Below are 17,606 nucleotides of genomic sequence, written 5' to 3' on the forward strand. Positions count from 1 at the left end.
GGGCGCCGTCAGGCGACGTACCGGAAGGCTGCCCGCTGGTGGCGCAGGAAGCGGCCCCGCGAGAGCCGCAGGATCAGCGCGAAGCCGGGGCCGGCCGCCTTGACCAGGTCGGCGACGATGTCGTCGGGGACCTCGTGGACCATCCAGGGCAGCTGGAAGCGCAGCTCGCCCAGGCTCGGGCGGCCGCGGAACTCGCGGCGCTCCAGCTCGGCCCACTCCCGGGCGCCGACGTGGCGTTGGACCAGGGCCACGGCGTCGCGCTCCTCGTGGCCGAGATGCGCGTCGAGCACCTGGCGGGTCTCGGCGAGGACGCCCGGGAGCTCGGCCAGCGCAGCGGCGTCGGGGCCGGCGACCAGCGCCCGGACCAGGTCGGCACACCGGTCCAGCAGCGGGTCGATGAGGGCGTGCTCGGCCTCCATCGCGATCAGCACCGCCCGGCCGGCGTCGTCCTGTGCCGCGCCCACCCGCTCGAGCAGCAGCGGCCACAGCACCCGATCCTCGACCGCGTGGTGCTCGTGCAGGTGGTGGGCGAAGCGCTCCCAGCGCACCCCGATCTCGGCCCAGGTCTCGCGCTCCTCGACCGGGGTGCGCTCGGCGGCGGCCAGCAGGTCGCGCAGGTCGCGCCGGAAGGCGTGGTGCATGAGGTACATCCCGCTCAGGTCGCACGGCCCGGGCGGCGAGGCCGCCTGGCCGGCGAGGAGGAGCGCGGGATGGGCGGCGGTGGGTTCGGTCTTCCTGCTCATGCGGCGAGCATGGGCGCGGGCGCTGGGAGCCGACTGGGGATCCGCCGGGTCGACACGATCTCCGAGCTAGTTTGCGCCGGGTCGCTCAGGTCCAGAGCACCTCGCGCGCCCACAGCGGCACCAGGTCGCCCGCCCGGCCCTGGCGGGACTCGTGGAAGAAGTGGCTGCCCTCGCTGGGCTCGAGGTTGAGCTCGAGGGTGCGGGCGCCGTGGCGGCGGGCGTGCTGGACGAAGCCGGCGGCGGGATAGACCGCGCCCGAGGTGCCGACCGAGACGAAGGTGCCGGCCTCGGAGAGCGCGTCGGCGATCCGGTCCATCTCGTAGGGCACCTCGCCGAACCAGACGACGTCGGGGCGCAGCTCGTGGGCGCCGCAGCCGGGGCAGGCCGGCTCGTCGAGCAGCGTGCCCTGCCATGGCGACGCGACGCCACACGAGCAGCACAGCGCCTTGAGCAGCTCGCCGTGCATGTGGATCACGTTGCGCGACCCGGCCCGCTCGTGCAGGTCGTCGATGTTCTGCGTGACGACCAGCAGGCCGGTGCCGAGGGTCTCCTCGAGCTCGGCGAGGGCCCGGTGCGCGGCGTTCGGCTCCACCGTGGCCAGCGCGGCCCGGCGCTCGTCGTAGAAGCGCTGCACCGTCGCCCGGTCGCGCTCGAAGCCCTCCGGCGTCGCGACGTCCTCGACCCGGTGGCCCTCCCAGAGCCCGTCGGCGTCGCGGAACGTCGGCACCCCGCTCTCGGCGGAGATCCCGGCACCGGTCAGGACGACGATCTGAGGCACGACGGGAGGCTACCCGCCGCAGCGTGACAGCGGTCACCCGCCCAGGGACGTCCGCGGCGGGCGGTCACGAGTCGAACCCCAGGCCGAGGGCGTCGAGGGTGCGCAGCCAGGCGTTGCGGCGCCCGCCGCGCCGGTCGGCCCGGTCGAGCGCCCACCGGGTGGTCTGGATGCCGATCGAGGCGATCGGCTCCGGCGGGAAGGGCAGTGGCATCCGGCGCACCATGGCGAGGCGGGTGCGCTCGGTGTCGAGGCCGGCGAGCCGGTCGAGCATCACCTCCGCCGCGAACCGCGACGCACCCACGCCGAGGCCGGTGAACCCGGCGGTGTGCGCGACCCGGCCGTCGAGGGCCTTGCCGTGGAAGGCGCAGAACCGGGTCGAGGTGTCGATCGCGCCGGCCCACTGGTGGCTGAACCGCAGGCCCGCGAGCTGGGGGAATGTCGTCAAGAAGTGCTCGGCCAGACGGCGGTAGGTCTCCGGGCGCCGCTCGTACGCCGGCCGGACCTGCCGTCCGTAGTGGTAGATCGCGTCGTACCCGCCCCACAGGATCCGGTTGTCGCGGCTGAGCCGGTAGTAGTGGAACTGGTTGGCCAGGTCGCCGACGCCCTGACGGCCCTCCCAGCCGACCGACGCCAGCTGCTCGGCGCTGAGCGGCTCGGTCATCAGGGCGTAGTCGTAGACCGGCACGGTGTGCATCCGGTAGCGCGCGAGCAGGCTCGGGAACACATTGGTGGCCAGCGCGACCCGGCGGGCGGTGACCATCCCGGCCTCGGTGGCGACCCGGACCGGGCCTCGCCTGCCGGCGCCGTCGATGCCGGTGGCCCGGGTGGCCTCGAAGATCTCGACGCCGAGCTCGACGGCGAGCCGGCCCAGCTCCTGGGCCAGCTTGGCCGGATGCACCAGCGCGACGGCGGGGTCCAGGACCCCGGCGAGGTACGTCGGGCTGTCGACCATCCGGCGCAGCGCGTCGGCCTCGATGATCTCGGCGCCGGAGGCCCGCAGCTCCGCGACCTGGTGCGGCTCGATCGCCACGTCCAGCTCGCCGGTGCGCTCGAAGTCGCAGTCCAGGGCGTGCTGCCGCACGGTGGCCTCGATGGCGTCCAGGTTGGCGAGCCCGAGCCGCTCCAGCTCGTCGTACTCGTCGGGCCAGCGGGAGCGGCCGTTCTCCTCGCCGTGGGTGATGCTGGCCGCGCAGAACCCGCCGTTGCGCCCCGAGGCCGCCCAGCCGATCCGCTCCGCCTCGATCAGCACGACCCGGCGGTCGGGCTCGCGCTGCTTGGCGAGCACCGCGGTCCACAGCCCGGTGTAGCCGCCGCCGACGACCAGCAGGTCGGTGTCGATCGCCCGGCGCAGGGGCGGGTGGAGCGCGCGCTCGGGCAGGTCCTCGATCCAGAAGCAGGCGTCCCGCACACCGACGAGTGCGTGGTCGACGAGCGCGCGGTCGACGGGCGTGCGCGAGAAGACGGTCCCCGGGACGGTGGCGGTCACCCGCTCACCCTGGCGGACCGGCCGCCGGTCCGCCAGTGACGCACTGTCACTCTTTCGGCCGATGGCGTTACATACCGTCTCGCCGACCTCCCGCCGAGCCGGCGGGCCGGCCCGCGGCTCCGCCCTCGTCGTCCCAGACACCGGTGGCGAAGGGCGAGGCGGACCCGACCCGGCGCAGGTGCCGGAGTCCGGATCCGTACGACGCGATGAGCGTGGCCTCGGCGTACGGGATTCCCCGGTCCTGGCAATGCCGGCGCACCACGGGCCGGGCAAGGCGGAGGTTGGGACGTGGCATGGACGGAAACAGGTGGTGCTCGATCTGGAGGTTGAGTCCGCCGAGTGCCAGATCGACGAGGGGGCCGCCTCGGATGTTTCGGGAGCACAGCACCTGGCGGAGCAGGGGGTCCGTGCTCTGCTCGGCCGTGGCGGCGGGCATGCCCTTGTGCGACGGCGCGAACGAGCAGCCGAGATACACGCCGAACAGGGCCTGGTGGACGAGCACGAACACGAGGCCCTGCGCCCAGGTGAGCGTGGTCACGACCAGCCCGAGGTACAGGACCAGATGGCCGACGAGAAGCACCGCCTCGACGGACCGGTTCCGGAACCCGGGCCGCAGGAGCGCGCGCACTCCCTCGACGCGCAGATTGAACGCCTCGAGCGTGAGCAGGGGGAAGAACAGCACCGCCTGGTGCCTGGTCAGCCATCCCGCCACCCCATCGCGATCACCGGCCTGCGCTGAGTCGAAGACGAACACGCCCACGGCGACGTCGGGATCGGTCTCCAGGTCGTTGGGGTGCGCGTGGTGGGCGTCGTGTTTGGCGACCCACCACCCGTAGCTCAGGCCGTTGAGCAGGTTGCCGAGGAGCAGGCAGACGACCGTCGTGGCCCGACGCCCCCGGATGACCTGACGATGGGCGGCGTCGTGCGAGAGGAACGCGATCTGTGTCGACACCACGGCGAAGGCGGGGGCCAGGGCAAGCGCCCACCACGACTCGCGCAGTGCCACGAGGGCGAGGACGAGCACGGCCAGACACCCGAGATCGAGGGCACCGAGCCTCACGTAGTACGCGGGTCTAGGCTGGAGTAGTCCTCGACGTCGAATCTCCCGCACCAGCACGCCGTAGTCGCTGCGGGGCGGATGCCCTGGATCGGTGGTGGACATGACGTACTCCCGGCTGCTCGCTGATGGTGCCGCCGGGGTCCGAGGTGGCTTTCATTCGAGGCTACTCCTACGGCCCGAGGGGCGGAAGCGTGAGGACGACGACGCAGATCCTCGCTGCGATCAATGCCGCTGACAGCGCGGGGCGATCGCTCCCCGAGCTGCTGTGCGTCGACTGCACCCGGTCCCTCGATCTGGCCGGCGCCGGCATCACGCTCATGAACGACGACGGGCACCAGGCGGTGGTCGGCGCATCGGGGCCGCTGGCGTCGCGGCTCGAGGAGCTGCAGTTCGACCTGGGTGAGGGCCCGAGCCTGGATGCCTCTCGCACCAACCGCGCGGTCGGACACGACGACCTCGCCGACGCCGTGATGGCGCGGTGGCCGGCGTTCGCGTCCTCGGCGCTGGCAGCAGGGGTCGGGGCCGTGACCGCACTTCCCCTCCAGGTGGGCGGCACCAGGCTCGGCAGCCTGTGCCTGTATCGCTCGGCCCCGGGTCGCCTCGATGACGACCGGACGGCGACGGCTCACGCCTACGGCGCGGCGGCGGTGGCGGTCCTGCTCCATCTCCAGGATCAGATGTGGCCGCAGGACACGCTGCACCCCGAGCTCGGGGAACCGGTGGCGTACCGAGCCGTGATCCACCAGGCCACCGGCTTCCTCTCGGTCACGGCCTCGGTCGGCATGGCCGAGGCCCTGCTCCTGATGCGCGCTCATGCCTTCGCCACCGAGCAGCCGCTGGTGCATATCGCCCGAGAGATCCTGGCCGGGCGAATCCGCATCCACCCCGAGGAGAACGAGGATGATTGAGTACAGGAACCGGCCCCCCGCGCCGGGCCCGACCTGCGAGGTGCAAGCATCATGACGAGTGAACAACGGCTCACCCGGGTGTTCGTCGAGCTCGCCGACACGCTGGTCGACGAGTTCGACGCTCTGGACTTCCTGTCGACCCTGACCGAACGGAGCGTCGAGCTCCTGAACACCGACGCCGCGGGCGTGATCCTGCTCGACGCGCGCGGCGTCCTTCATGTCGTCGCATCGACGAGCGACCAGGCGCAGCTCCTCGAGCTCCTCGAGCTCCAGAACGACGAGGGCCCGTGCCTCGAGTGCATCGAGACGGGGCGCGCGGTCGTCAACGTCGGCAGCGAGCAGACCCGCTCTCGGTGGCCGCGGTTCAGCGGCGCGCTCGCGGAGGTCGGCTTCCAGTCGGCCCACGCCCTGCCCCTGCGCCTCCGGGACTCCGTCGTCGGCGCGATGAACCTGTTCTGCACCACCGACGCCCTGCTGAGCGACGACGACCAGGCCCTCGGGCAGGCCCTCGCCGACATCGCCACGATCGGCCTGCTCCAAGAACGGGCGGTCCGCCAGTCCGGGCTGATCGCCGAACAGCTCCAGACCGCCCTCGACAACCGGGTCCTGATCGAGCAGGCCAAGGGCGTGCTGATGGCGAGCGCCGGCGTCGACGTCGACGTGGCCTTCCAGCTGATGCGGGCCTACAGCCGTCGCAACAACCTCCCGGTGAAGGACGTGGCGCGCCTCGTCGTCGACCGCTCACTCACGGGAGACCAGCTCTCTGGCGCCTGAGGCCGATCGGCCCTAGTGAGTCGGCGACGCAGGTGATAGACAGGGGCCTCACCCGACCCGCCCGGACCCCGCGAGTCTCCCTTGCAGGCCGCCTGGGGGCCCCATGTCATCTTCGGTCGTTCCGGTCTCACCGTCTCCGCTCTCGCAGCGACGCCCGCATTCCGGCGTCGGCGTGCCCAGCCCACGCCAACGCCCGATGCGCATCACGATCATCGATCGCCACACGCTGGTCGCCGACTCGCTCGCACTGACCCTGGAGAGCGAGGGCTTCATCGTCACCTCGGTAGCGATCGGTGGTCGCGACACCTCCCCGGCGAGTGTGCTCGCCGCCGCGCTGCGCAGCGCAGGGCGGCTCGTGCTGCTCGAGCAGAGGCTCGACCGGGCCGGCGACGGCCTCCGCCTGATCGCGCCGTTGACGGCCTCCGGCTCGTCCGTGGTCCTGCTGACCGAGTCGCGAGACCCCTTCCAGTGGGGCGAGGCAGTGCGGCAGGGCGCCAAAGACGTCCTGCACAAGACCTGCTCGCTGGCTCAGGTGGTCACGACCGCACGACGGGTTCGCGACGGCCTGCCCCTGATGCCGCTGGAGCAGCGCGCGCAGCTGGTCGTCGCGGCGCTCGCCGACCGGGACGAGACACGGGTCATCCGGGGGCGGCTGGATCGGCTGACCTCGGTCGAGCGGGAGATCCTGGGGGCGTTGATGCGTGGCGCCCAGGTGCGGGAGATCGCTCGGACCCGGGTGGTCGTCGAGGCGACCGTCCGTAGTCAGATCAAGTCGATCCTCGCGAAGCTCGAGACGTCGTCACAGCTGGCTGCCGTGGGCGCGGCCCATCGGGTGGCCTGGCGTCCTCCTCCGCCTTGACCTCCCGTGACAGGTGAGATCTCCCGCGACGACGTCCCCATCGCGGGCCCGAGCCGATCCACGGATCGAGCACGAACGGGGCATCCATGCCTCCGTGAGCCTCGGAGGACTCCTCGCGGGTACCCAGAGCGAGGTGTCCGGTGACACCGACATCGAGCTGGGCGACTACGTCGACGAGATCCTCGCGGGCGGTTTCCCCGGAATGCGGGGCCTGTCCGGCCGAGCGCTACGCGCCCAGCTCGACGGATATCTCCAGCGCGTCATCGATCGCGAGTTCCCCGAGCAGGGCATGGTCATCCGGCATCCCGACACCCTGCGCGGCTGGATGCGCGCCTACGCCGCAGCAACGTCGACCACGGCGAGCTACGAGGTCATTCGCGACGCCGCCACTCCCGGAGTGGCGAACAAGCCGGCCAAGACCACGACCATGCCGTGGCGCGACATCCTGACCCGACTCTGGCTGCTCGATCCGGTCCCCGCCTGGCTTCCCTCCCAGAGCAGACTCAAGGAGTTGGCAGCCTCCGAGAAGCACCAGCTCGCCGATCCCGCCCTCGCGGCGAGACTACTGAATGTCACGCCTGAGACGCTCTTGGCCGGTGGCACGTCCGGACCGCACATCCCCCGCGACGGCACACTGCTCGGAGCGCTGTTCGAGAGCCTGATCGCACTCAATCTCCGCGTCTACGCACAGGCCGCGGAGGCCGAGGTGCGTCACCTGCGCACCCATCGCGGTGAGCACGAGGTCGACTTCATCGTCGCCGGGCCCGATGGTGGCGTCGTCGCCGTCGAGGTGAAGCTCTCTGCGACGGTCGAGGAGAAGGACCTGAGACACCTGAAGTGGCTCGGCGAGAGAATCGGAGACGATCTGCGTGCCGCATTGGTCCTCAACACCGGCGCCCATGCCTATCGTCGGACCGACGGGATCTGCGTCGTCCCAGCGGCGCTGCTCGGCCCCTGAGACCCTGGAGTCACCGCGACAGATACGCCCCAGCGCCGCCACGGCCTCGCCGATCGCCCCGTCGAAGGCCGCGGCCACCTCGGCCGGCTCGACGTCCGAGCCGTAGACGAGGACGGAGCGGCCCTCGCCGAGGTCGATCACGTCGAGGGTGCCGAGGTGGTGGGCGGGGACGAGGTCGCCGCCGGTGATCCGGTACTGGTAGCGCCGCAGGTCGTCGTACCGGTCGGGGCGGCGAGGAGCGCCGCCGGGCCGTGACACAGCGCGGCGATCGGAGCCTGCCTCTCATGCAGGGCGCTGACCACCCGGGCGACATCCGGGCTCTCGGGCAGGTCGACCATCGCCCCGCGTCCACCGGGCACGAAGACCGCGTCGAACCCGTCGGCCTGCTCGTCGCCCAGCTCTGACGGCGCCACCGGGTCGCGCAGGCCGTCGATCTCCTCGGGCAGCCCGCCGTCGAGGCCCTCGCCGACCATCACATCGACCAGGCGGCGGCCCCGGGTCGGGATGGAAGGTGCGGTGGACCGAGGCGAAGTAGCCGCGGTCCTCGATCGGCCGGTGGAAGACGGGATCGAGGCTGTACGGGTCGGGCGCCGCCGGGCTCCCGTCGGCCGTCATCACGACCACCTCGGCGCCGGCCTCCATCAGTCGCTCGTACGACGCCAGGACCTCCTCCGCCCAGTAGGCCGTCGGGTGCTCCGGGCTGTCGGCAAGCTCGATCGACCGCGCGGCGGTGACGAGGAAGGCGACACGGGGCACGACCGGATTACACCGCAGATCGCGGCCGTCGCGCAGGAGGTCCGCGGGGTGCGATCACGCCCCCGACAGGGTGCGGACCCTGCCCCTCCCCTGCTCGAGCTCAGCGGTCGCGTCGCCGGCCAGGTGTCTGCGCCGTCATCCGCGCGGGCCTACGTGCGTCGGTGGAAGCGGATGTCGCCGTCGGGCAGGCGTTCGTGGGTGTAGCGGCGGTCGTGGATGCGTTGGTGGTGGTGACCGCACAGGCTCACAGCCCGGTCCAGGTCGGTCGATCCACCGGCCGACCAGTGAGGTCGGCCGGGGGCGCGGTGTCCGGATTGCTCCGGGTCCGTTTCCCCCGACCGCCTGCCCGAACCGGACGTGCGGCTTTCACCGCATCCGGCTCTCCACGAGTCCCTCAGGACGGTGCTGTTACTGGCTGTTGGGTCCATGGCGTGGGGATCGCGGCTCCCCGGTAGCGGTGACGAACGATCGTCATCGTGGCGGGTTGCCACAGGTTCACGCCGTCCTGCGCTCGGGGCCACCAGCCGTGCTGGCGGTTGTAGTAGCGCCGGACGATCCACTTCGCGGGCCGTTTGGGGTGTCGCTTGCGTAGCCATCGCCACACGCTCCACCACAGGTAGTCGTGGAGGTTGGAGTAGGCGTCGCTTGATGCCCCGTGCCGGAAGTAGATGGCCCATCCGCGAGTGATGCTGCTGAGACGTCGAAACACCTCGCTCACGTCGCTGGTCGTGATTGTGCTGGTGACCGCCTTGACCTTCCGTTTGATCGAAGCCATCGACTTCGCTGACGGGTAGGTGTAGACGTGTCGCCGGTCGCTTCCTCGTTGCTGGTGCCGCCGGATGCGGAACCCGAGAAAGTCGAACCCCTCGTCGATGTGGACGACCTGGGTTTTGTCCGGCGCGAGCCGGAGCCCGATCCGGTCCAAGACGTCCGCGACCTCGTCCCACAACTGCCGGGCGTGTCGCTCGGTCCCGAACACCATGACCACGAAGTCGTCGGCATACCGGACCAGCCGATAGGTCGCTCCTCCTCGGTTGCGGTGTCGGTAACGGGCGCTGGCGTTGGGCAGTTGCGCCGCGACTGCGGCGAAGTGCTCATCGAGCACGCTCAGGGCGAGGTTGGCCAGCAGCGGCGACAGGATGCCGCCCTGAGGGGTGCCGGTATGGGTGTCCCGGTTGAGTCCTTCTTCGTCCAGCAGGCCCGCCTTCAAGAACGCCTTGACCAGCCCCAGGACGCGCTTGTCCCCGACCCGTCGACGTAGACGGTCCATCAAGACCGTGTGGTCGATCTCATCGAAACAAGCCGCGATGTCGCCCTCGAACACCCACTCATAGCCGGTGCGGGCGTACAGGCGGATCTCCTCGATCGCGTCCTGGGCTCGGCGTCGGGGACGGAAACCATAACTGCACGGATCGAAGTCCGCTTCCAAGATCGGCTCCAACACCAACTTCAAGGACGCCTGCACCACCCGGTCCCGCACGGTCGGAATCCCCAGCCGACGGACCTTGCCGCCCGCTTTCGGAATCTTCCTCTCCCGAACCGGGAGCGGCTCGAACGCGCGGGACTTCAGATCGCCGCGCAACTCGGACAAGAACCCGCTCACTCCACGTTCAGAGCGCTCGATCTCACCCGCTGTCTTGCCGTCGATCCCGGCAGTACGTGCCCCCTTGTTCCCCCGGACCCGCTCCCATGCCAAAGCAAGAAAGGCCGGGTCCACCACGAGGTTGAACAGATCATCGAACCGGCGGCCAGGATCGGCCGCCGCCCATTGGTGGAACTTGGTCTGAATCTCCAGTACCCGCCGTTCGGCCCCATAGGGGCTCTCCAGCATGGCGTCGATATTCACCGACGCGTCTTCTGACATGACAGTCCCTTCGTTGCCTGACTCGCTGCCGCCCTTCGCCATGACGCCCGCGATGCACGTCGCGTGACCGGCTTTCCCGGCCTCGGACTACTACGGCGGCTCCGCCCCATCCCGACGCTTCGGCCGACGGTGTGCCTACCCGGACCCGCTGGCTGCGGGGCCTGTTGTGCTGTTCCGGGACACGACCGGGATGGTTCCCGTGTTCACCTGCTACCGCTCGACGAGGGAGGAGCCCAGCTTTACCCCGACGGCCCCCGCGGCTACGCCGCAGACCTTCACCACGGGCTGACCAGACCACTGGCTGCGGCTGGCCGGACGACGCACCCGACCCATTCGGCGTCGCGCACCGTACACCGGCCCATATCCACCAAGTTTGAGCCGGCTCCACATAACGAGGCGTCTGACACTGGTTCCTCGCGTACTCCTTCTCATCACGCTCGCCGGACCCGGCCCGTCTGGTGATCCCGGACCGTCCCGGCTTTGTCAGGGCTGCTTCCCACCCTCCCCGGCACCTCCCGGATCAGGCTGCCCTCAGCTTCACCGGACTGCTGCGACAGACCGGCGACGGAGGTCTCTCACCTCCATTCGGTAGAACAGGCGCCTCACGGCGCACCGGGTCCAGGTGGTGCACATGGCACCACCTGGCCGGGATCGAGCATCCCTCGCCCCGACAGGTGTGGTCGCGCAACCGGATCGCCGCCCGCTGCGCAGGCTGGAACAGCCGGGCCGAACGCCCCAGGTCGAGCACCCGGCCCCGGCCGTCGAGCACCACGGGGATGATCCGGGCCTGGCAGGCCAGACGACGGGCCTCGGCCGCGGAGATGGCCTCCTGGCCCTCACCGATGAGCAGGCCCGCGGTGGCGAGGTCAGCACGGAGCTGGTCGATGTCGATGGTCACCGCGACCGTGGTCGCGTCCCCACCGTGCTCGGGAAGCCGCTCGGGGTCGATGAGCTCGAGCAGGTCCATCAACGCCCACGCCCGGCGACGGTGGAACGGCGAGCGGGCCACCTCCGCGTTGGCCTGCGCCGAACGGTCATGATCGGGCCGGGCAGGGTTGGTGTGGGCAGGGTTGGTGTGGGCGTCGAGGTACCCCTTGAGTCGCTCCACCGCCCCGGTCGGCAGAACGCCCGACAGGCGGGAGCGTCCCTCACCCAGGTTGCGGAACCTCAACGACGCCCGATCACGCGCCGCGGCCTCCTCGGCCTCCAGCCGGCGGGCCTCTTCGGCCTCGGCGATCTCCGGGGCCACGACGTCGAGGATCCGGCGCCCAAGACGTCGCAGCTCGACCGGGCCGAACTCGGCGGCGTACTCGAGCAGCCGGGCCTCGGCATCGGCTCGCAACTCGGTCCCGAGCCGCTCGGGCAGATCGGCGACGGTGGAGGCGATCGCACGCGCCTGCGCCGCGTTCACGGCACCGGCGCGCAGGCCGGCAGCCACCAGCGGCTGGACCAGCGAAGGTGCGACGGTCATCGTGCGGCCTTTCCCGAGAGTCGATGTACGTCGATCCTGCCGCCTAGGTTCGAACATACGCTCGAACAACGTGGTGGCTGTGGACAACCACCCTTTGGACAACCGCACCGCGAGCAACCGACCCCGCAAAGAGAGACGGTGCCGAGCGGCAGCAGCGGGTCTACGACCCGCAGGCGCTCGAGATCAAGGGCGCCGGCCTGGGAGAGCGCGCCGGCTCCCGCACCCGCGCGCTCCTGAGCCGCTCAGGCACACTTCACCTGTGCAGCTGCGCCACCTCACCGGTTCGATCGCCGACTTCCACGCCCGGGTGATCCCGGACGACCTCGCCGAGGCGGAGGTCTGGTCCTTCCAGCCGTCCGGCCCCGCCCTGGTCCTCGGCAGCGCCCAGGACCACACCACCGCCTCCGCGGTGGCGACGGCGGCCGCCGGGGTCGACGTCGTACGACGGCGCAGCGGCGGCGGGGCCGTCCACGTCGACCCGGCCCGCTCGGTGTGGGTCGACGTGGTGGTGCCGCGAGGCGACGAGCGGTGGAGCGACGACGTGCGGGAGTCGACGTACTGGCTCGGGGCGGCGTGGCAGCGGGCGCTGGGGCGGCTCGGCATCGCGTCGGAGCTGTACCGCGGTGGGCTGGAGCAGACGCCCTGGGGGCGGCTGGTGTGCTTCGCGGCGCTCGGCCCGGGCGAGGTGCTGGTCGGCGGGCGCAAGCTGGTCGGGATCTCGCAGCGACGCACCAAGGCCGGTGCCCGGTTCCAGTGCATCGCCTACGACCGCTGGGACCCGTACGACGTCCTCGACCTGCTGCAGATGGACGCCGCCGACCGCGCGGCCGCCGGGGCGGACCTGGCCCACCGGGCCACGGGAGTCGGGCCCCGGCTGGCCGAACTGCGCGAGGCGGTCCTCGAGGAGCTGTCGCGCGACGCTTGAGGTTTGGCGGGACTTCTTGACCGGAACCGGCGCTTCTTGGCCGTTGCACTGGCCAGGAAGCGTGGGAATCACCTCTGAGGAGGTGATTCCCACCCCCACCACCCATGCACTGACAACATGGGTGCATGGAGCTGGACACCATCCGCGCATTCCTCGCCGTGGCCGACGGCAGCACCGTCACCGAGACCGCCGAGCAGGTCCACCGCACGCAGCCGGCGGTGTCGCGGGCCCTGGCCCGGCTCGAGCGCGCGGTGGGGACGCCGCTGTTCCAGCGGGTCGGGCGCGGGCTGGTGCTGACGCCGGCGGGGCGCGAGCTGGCGCTGCATGCGCGGGAGACCGTCGAGTCGTACGAGCGCGGGGTCCGCTCGGTGCGGGACATCACCGCGCCGGACGGCGGGTTCGTGCCGGTCGCCTTCCTCCACACGCTCGGCACCTGGCTGGTGCCGGAGCTGATCCGCACCTTCCGCGCGGAGCGGCCGCAGGTGCGCTTCGACCTGCGCCAGCACGGCGACGAGGGGTTGATCGACGACCTGCTCGGGGGCGCGGTCGACCTGGCGATCACCGGCGACCGGCCGCAGCTGTTCCAGCTGGAGAGCCGGCGGCTGTTCCTGGAGCCGCTGCGGCTCGTCGTCCCGCCCGACCACCGGCTCGCCACCCGGCGCACCGCACGCCTCGCCGACGTGGCCGACGAGCAGTTCATCGTGCTCAAGCCGGGCTTCAGCCTGCGGGCGGTGACCGAGGACCTGTGCGCGCAGGTGGGCTTCGCGCCGCGGATCGGGTTCGAGGGCGAGGAGGTGGAGACCCTGCGCGGCCTGGTGTCGGCGGGACTCGGCGTCGCCCTGCTGCCCGAGCCGCGCGGTGGCGCCTCCCCCGCCGCGCCCTCCCTCCGGGTCACGGACGTGCGCGCCTCGCGCGAGATCGGGCTGGCCTGGGTCCGCGACCGCACGCTGCCGCCGGCGTCGGCGCACTTCCGCGAGCACGCACTCCGCACGAGCCGGAAGATCCATGTCTCTGATGCATAGTTCAATAGAAAACTAGGCATTGGACGCATTCCAGCAGCGGCCCGGAGGATGGTGATGCCCATCACCACCGACCCGAGGACCTCTGTTGACCGACATCGATCCCGCCGAGACGCAGGAGTGGCGCGACGCGCTCGCGGCCGTCCTGGAGTTCGAGGGCGAGGCGCGCACGAAGTTCCTGCTCGACCAGGTCCTGGCGGAGGCCCAGCGCCTCGGCAGCCGGGTGCCGTTCGTGGCGACGACGCCGTACGTCAACACCGTCCCGGCCGACGAGGAGCCGGCCCACCCCGGCGACCGCGCGGTCGAGCACCGGATCCGCTCCGCGATCCGCTGGAACGCTCTGGCCATGGTGCTGCGCGCCAACAAGGACTCCACCGAGCTCGGCGGCCACCTCGCCAGCTTCCAGTCCGCCGCCACCTTGTACGACGTCGGCTTCCAGCACTTCTGGCACGCTCCGACCGAGAGGCACGGCGGTGACCTGGTCTACGTCCAGGGCCATCTCTCCCCCGGCATCTACGCCCGCGCCTTCCTCGAGGGCCGGCTCACCGAGGCCCAGCTCGACAGCTTCCGCCAGGAGACCGGCGGCAACGGGCTGTCGTCGTACCCGCACCCCTGGCTGATGCCCGACTTCTGGCAGTTCCCGACCGTCTCGATGGGCCTCGGGCCGCTGATGGCGATCTACCAGGCCCGCTTCCTCAAGTACCTCCATGCCCGCGGCCTCGCCGACACCGCCGCCCGCAAGGTGTGGGCCTTCCTCGGCGACGGGGAGACCGACGAGCCGGAGTCGCTCGGCGCGATCTCGATGGCCGCGCGCGAGAAGCTCGACAACCTGGTCTTCGTCGTCAACTGCAACCTGCAGCGCCTCGACGGCCCGGTGCGCGGCAACGGCAAGATCATCCAGGAGCTCGAGGGCGTCTTCCGCGGTGCCGGCTGGAACGTGATCAAGCTGATCTGGGGCTCCGGCTGGGACCAGCTGCTCGCCCAGGACACCAGCGGCGCGCTCAAGCGGCGGATGATGGAGTGCGTCGACGGCGAGTACCAGACCTTCAAGTCCAAGGACGGGGCCTACGTCCGCGAGCACTTCTTCGGCGTCGACCCCGAGCTGAAGGCGCTGGTCGCCGACTGGAGCGACGACGAGATCTGGCGGCTGACCCGCGGCGGCCACGACCCGCAGAAGGTGTACGCCGCCTACGCCGCCGCTAACGCCCACACCGGCACCCCCACCGTGATCCTGGCCAAGACGGTCAAGGGCTACGGCCTCGGCGCGGCCGGCGAGGGGATGAACATCAGCCACCAGGCCAAGAAGGTGGCCGAGCCGGCGCTGCGCGCCTTCCGCGACCGGTTCGCCATCCCGGTCGCCGACGAGCAGCTCCTCGACCTGCCCTACCTCTCGTTCCCCGAGGGCTCCGAGGAGCACGCCTACCTGCACGCCCGCCGCAGGGAGCTCGGCGGCTACCTGCCCGAGCGCCGTCGTACGTCGACCGCGCTGAACGTCCCCGGCGTCGAGGCGTTCGGCCAGACCGCCGGCTCCAACGGCCGCGCGATCTCCACGACGATGGCCTTCGTCCAGATCCTGACCAAGCTGCTGCGCGACAAGGAGATCGGCAGGCGGGTGGTCCCGATCGTCCCCGACGAGGCGCGCACCTTCGGGATGGAGGGCCTGTTCCGGCAGGTCGGCATCTTCTCGCAGAGCGGCCAGCTCTACACGCCTGAGGACGCCGACCAGCTGATGTTCTACAAGGAGGACGCCAGCGGCCAGATCCTCCAGGAGGGCATCAACGAGGCCGGCGCGATGTCGTCGTGGATCGCGGCGGCGACGTCGTACTCCAGCAACGACACCCCGATGATCCCGTTCTACATCTACTACTCGATGTTCGGGTTCCAGCGGATCGGCGACCTGGCCTGGGCGGCCGGCGACATCCGCGCCCGCGGCTTCCTGCTGGGCGGCACCGCCGGGCGGACCACGCTCAACGGCGAGGGCCTGCAGCACGAGGACGGCCACAGCCACCTGCAGGCCGCGATGATCCCCAACTGCGTGGCCTACGACCCGACCTACGCCTACGAGCTGGCGGTCATCGTCGCCGACGGCCTGCGCCGGATGTACGCCGAGCAGGAGGACGTCTTCTACTACCTCACCCTGATGAACGAGAACTACGAGCAGCCGCCGATGCCCGAGGGCGTGACCGACGGGATCCTCAAGGGGATGTACCTGCTCCAGCCCGGCAAGGGGCGCGGCGCGGCCAAGGTCGAGCTGCTCGGCTCGGGCACCATCCTGCGCGAGGTGCTCGCGGCCGCCGAGCTGCTCGCCAAGGACTTCAAGGTCAAGGCGAACGTGTGGAGCGTCCCGAGCTTCACCGAGCTGCGCCGCGACGGCCTGGCGGTCGAGCGGTGGAACACCCTGCACCCGCTCGAGGAGCCGCGCACGTCGTACGTCGCGCAGTGCCTGGGCTCCGCCGCGGGGCCGGTCGTCGCGGCGACCGACTACATGAAGGCGTACGCCGACCAGATCCGCGGGTTCGTGCCCGGCAGCTACACCGCGCTCGGGACCGACGGCTTCGGCCGCTCGGACTACCGCCGCAACCTGCGCCGGCACTTCGAGGTGGACCGGCACTTCATCGCCGTCACCGCCCTGCGCCGCCTGGCCGACGAGGGCGTCGTCACCGCCGACGTCGTCGCCGAGGCGATCGAGAAGTACGGCATCGACCCCGACCGGGCCGACCCGGCCCACGCGTGAGGACATGACAGTGGACAACGGCATCGACATTCGCGTTCCCGACATCGGCGACTTCTCCGACGTACCCGTGATCGAGGTGCTGGTCGCCCCCGGCAGCGTCGTGCAGGCGGAGGACCCGCTCATCACCCTGGAGACCGACAAGGCCACGATGGAGGTGCCCTCGCCCGTCGACGGCACCATCGTGTCGGTCTCCGTCGCCGTCGGCGACACCGTCAGCCAGGGCAGCGTGATCGCGGTCGTGGAGACCGCGACCGTCGAGGCCGCACCCGACACGCAGACGCCCGCACCGGCCGAGGAGGCGCCAGCGCCCGCCGTCGAGCAGCCGGTCGTGGCCCAGGTAGTGGAGCCGGCGACGGCCGGCTCTGACGACGACGGCCTCCGGGCCACCCCGCTGGTACGACGCCTCGCCCGCGAGCTCGACGTCGACCTGACCACGGTCGCGGGCAGCGGCATCAAGGGCCGGGTCACCAAGCAGGACCTGCTCGCGCACTACGACCGCGGCGTCGCGCCCGCCGCCGCTGGAACCCCCACAGGTGCGGGGATCCCCGCCATCCCCGAGGTCGACTTCTCGAAGTTCGGCCCGGTCCGGCGCGTCCCTCTGTCGCGGATCAAGAGGATCTCCGGCCCGCACCTGCAGCGCTCCTGGCTCAACGTCCCCCACGTCACCCACTGCGACGAGGCCGACATCACCGACCTCGACGCCTACCGCCGCGAGCTCGACGAGGCCGCGAAGGCCGACGGCTACCGGGTCACCCTGCTCAGCTTCCTGCTCAAGGCGGCGGCCGCGACGCTGCGCAAGCACCCTGAGGTCAACAGCTCACTGTCGGGCGAGGAGCTGGTGCTCAAGGACTACGTCCACGTCGGCGTCGCCGTCGACACCCCCGACGGCCTGGTCGTCCCGGTCGTGCGCGACGTCGACCGCAAGGGCGTCCTCGAGATCAGCCGCGAGCTCGCCGACCTCTCCGCCCGGGCCCGCGACGCCAAGCTGACCGCGACCGACATGCAGGGCGCGACGTTCACGATCAGCAGCCTCGGCGGCATCGGCGGCACCGCGTTCACGCCGATCGTCAACGCACCCGAGGTGGCCATCCTCGGCGTCGTACGCTCGAAGCTGGCACCGGTCTGGGACGGCGAGACCTTCGTCCCCCGGCTGATGCTGCCGCTGTGCCTGTCCTACGACCACCGGGTGATCGACGGTGCGCTCGCCGCGCGGTTCACCGCCCACCTCGCCCACCTGGCCGCCGACGTACGCCGTCTCTCGCTCTAGCCGA

At 71.2% G+C, this 17,606-nt stretch carries 15 protein-coding genes; 8 read left to right on the forward strand and 7 right to left on the reverse strand.

Going from position 1 to position 17,606, the window contains the following annotated elements; all coding sequences use genetic code 11:
• Positions 1–8: 8 nt before the first annotated feature.
• The 4 genes from ACUP6Y_RS21415 to ACUP6Y_RS21430 form a co-directional block, all read right to left on the reverse strand.
• Positions 9–743, reverse strand: a complete 735-nt coding sequence (locus tag ACUP6Y_RS21415; protein WP_462552978.1) for a hemerythrin domain-containing protein — start codon at positions 741–743, stop codon at positions 9–11.
• An 85-nt stretch (positions 744–828) separates the two neighbouring features.
• The gene (locus ACUP6Y_RS21420) at positions 829–1,521 is read right to left on the reverse strand and encodes an NAD-dependent deacylase (RefSeq protein ID WP_462552979.1); all 693 of its coding nucleotides are present in this window, start codon (positions 1,519–1,521) and stop codon (positions 829–831) included.
• Between the two features lie 64 nt (positions 1,522–1,585).
• A complete protein-coding gene (locus ACUP6Y_RS21425) occupies positions 1,586–3,007 on the reverse strand; it encodes an NAD(P)/FAD-dependent oxidoreductase (RefSeq protein WP_462552980.1) in 1,422 nt (473 codons plus the stop codon).
• A 67-nt stretch (positions 3,008–3,074) separates the two neighbouring features.
• Positions 3,075–4,169 (reverse strand): fatty acid desaturase family protein, encoded by a 1,095-nt coding sequence (locus ACUP6Y_RS21430; RefSeq protein ID WP_462552981.1) that lies wholly within the window; start codon positions 4,167–4,169, stop codon positions 3,075–3,077.
• 89 nt (positions 4,170–4,258) lie between these two features.
• Between ACUP6Y_RS21430 and ACUP6Y_RS21435 the strand changes: the two genes are divergently transcribed.
• The 4 genes from ACUP6Y_RS21435 (at position 4,259) to ACUP6Y_RS21450 (ending at position 7,566) form a co-directional block, all read left to right on the forward strand.
• Positions 4,259–4,975, forward strand: a complete 717-nt coding sequence (locus tag ACUP6Y_RS21435; protein WP_462552983.1) for a GAF and ANTAR domain-containing protein — start codon at positions 4,259–4,261, stop codon at positions 4,973–4,975.
• A 51-nt stretch (positions 4,976–5,026) separates the two neighbouring features.
• Complete coding sequence (locus tag ACUP6Y_RS21440; protein ID WP_462552985.1) at positions 5,027–5,749, forward strand: GAF and ANTAR domain-containing protein; 723 nt, start codon at positions 5,027–5,029, stop codon at positions 5,747–5,749.
• 196 nt (positions 5,750–5,945) lie between these two features.
• A complete protein-coding gene (locus tag ACUP6Y_RS21445) occupies positions 5,946–6,608 on the forward strand; it encodes a response regulator (protein ID WP_462552986.1) in 663 nt (220 codons plus the stop codon).
• 94 nt (positions 6,609–6,702) lie between these two features.
• Positions 6,703–7,566 (forward strand): ATP-binding protein, encoded by an 864-nt coding sequence (locus ACUP6Y_RS21450; protein WP_462552987.1) that lies wholly within the window; start codon positions 6,703–6,705, stop codon positions 7,564–7,566.
• A 137-nt stretch (positions 7,567–7,703) separates the two neighbouring features.
• Here ACUP6Y_RS21450 and ACUP6Y_RS21455 read toward each other — a convergent pair whose 3' ends face one another.
• From ACUP6Y_RS21455 to ACUP6Y_RS21465, 3 genes are all read right to left on the reverse strand, one after another.
• The gene (locus ACUP6Y_RS21455) at positions 7,704–8,039 is read right to left on the reverse strand and encodes a DJ-1/PfpI family protein (RefSeq protein ID WP_462552988.1); all 336 of its coding nucleotides are present in this window, start codon (positions 8,037–8,039) and stop codon (positions 7,704–7,706) included.
• 677 nt (positions 8,040–8,716) lie between these two features.
• Positions 8,717–10,228 (reverse strand): group II intron reverse transcriptase/maturase, encoded by a 1,512-nt coding sequence (gene ltrA, locus ACUP6Y_RS21460; protein ID WP_462552989.1) that lies wholly within the window; start codon positions 10,226–10,228, stop codon positions 8,717–8,719.
• Between the two features lie 478 nt (positions 10,229–10,706).
• Positions 10,707–11,714 (reverse strand): HNH endonuclease signature motif containing protein, encoded by a 1,008-nt coding sequence (locus tag ACUP6Y_RS21465; protein ID WP_462552990.1) that lies wholly within the window; start codon positions 11,712–11,714, stop codon positions 10,707–10,709.
• Between the two features lie 202 nt (positions 11,715–11,916).
• On the opposite strand from ACUP6Y_RS21465, the gene ACUP6Y_RS21470 reads away from it, so the two are divergent.
• From ACUP6Y_RS21470 to ACUP6Y_RS21485, 4 genes are all read left to right on the forward strand, one after another.
• Entirely contained in the window at positions 11,917–12,582 is a 666-nt protein-coding gene (locus ACUP6Y_RS21470) for a lipoyl protein ligase domain-containing protein (RefSeq protein ID WP_462552991.1), read from the forward strand.
• A 125-nt stretch (positions 12,583–12,707) separates the two neighbouring features.
• Positions 12,708–13,604 carry a LysR family transcriptional regulator gene (locus tag ACUP6Y_RS21475; RefSeq protein WP_462552992.1) on the forward strand — a complete coding sequence of 299 codons (897 nt, stop codon included), beginning with the start codon at positions 12,708–12,710 and terminating at the stop codon, positions 13,602–13,604.
• 85 nt (positions 13,605–13,689) lie between these two features.
• The gene (aceE, locus tag ACUP6Y_RS21480; protein WP_462552993.1) at positions 13,690–16,335 is read left to right on the forward strand and encodes a pyruvate dehydrogenase (acetyl-transferring), homodimeric type; all 2,646 of its coding nucleotides are present in this window, start codon (positions 13,690–13,692) and stop codon (positions 16,333–16,335) included.
• A gap of 4 nt (positions 16,336–16,339) precedes the next feature.
• On the forward strand, positions 16,340–17,602 hold the full coding sequence (locus ACUP6Y_RS21485; protein WP_462552995.1) for a 2-oxo acid dehydrogenase subunit E2: 1,263 nt from the start codon (positions 16,340–16,342) through the stop codon (positions 17,600–17,602).
• Positions 17,603–17,606 lie beyond the last annotated feature (4 nt).

Source organism: Nocardioides sp. S5-5, from assembly GCF_054954065.1.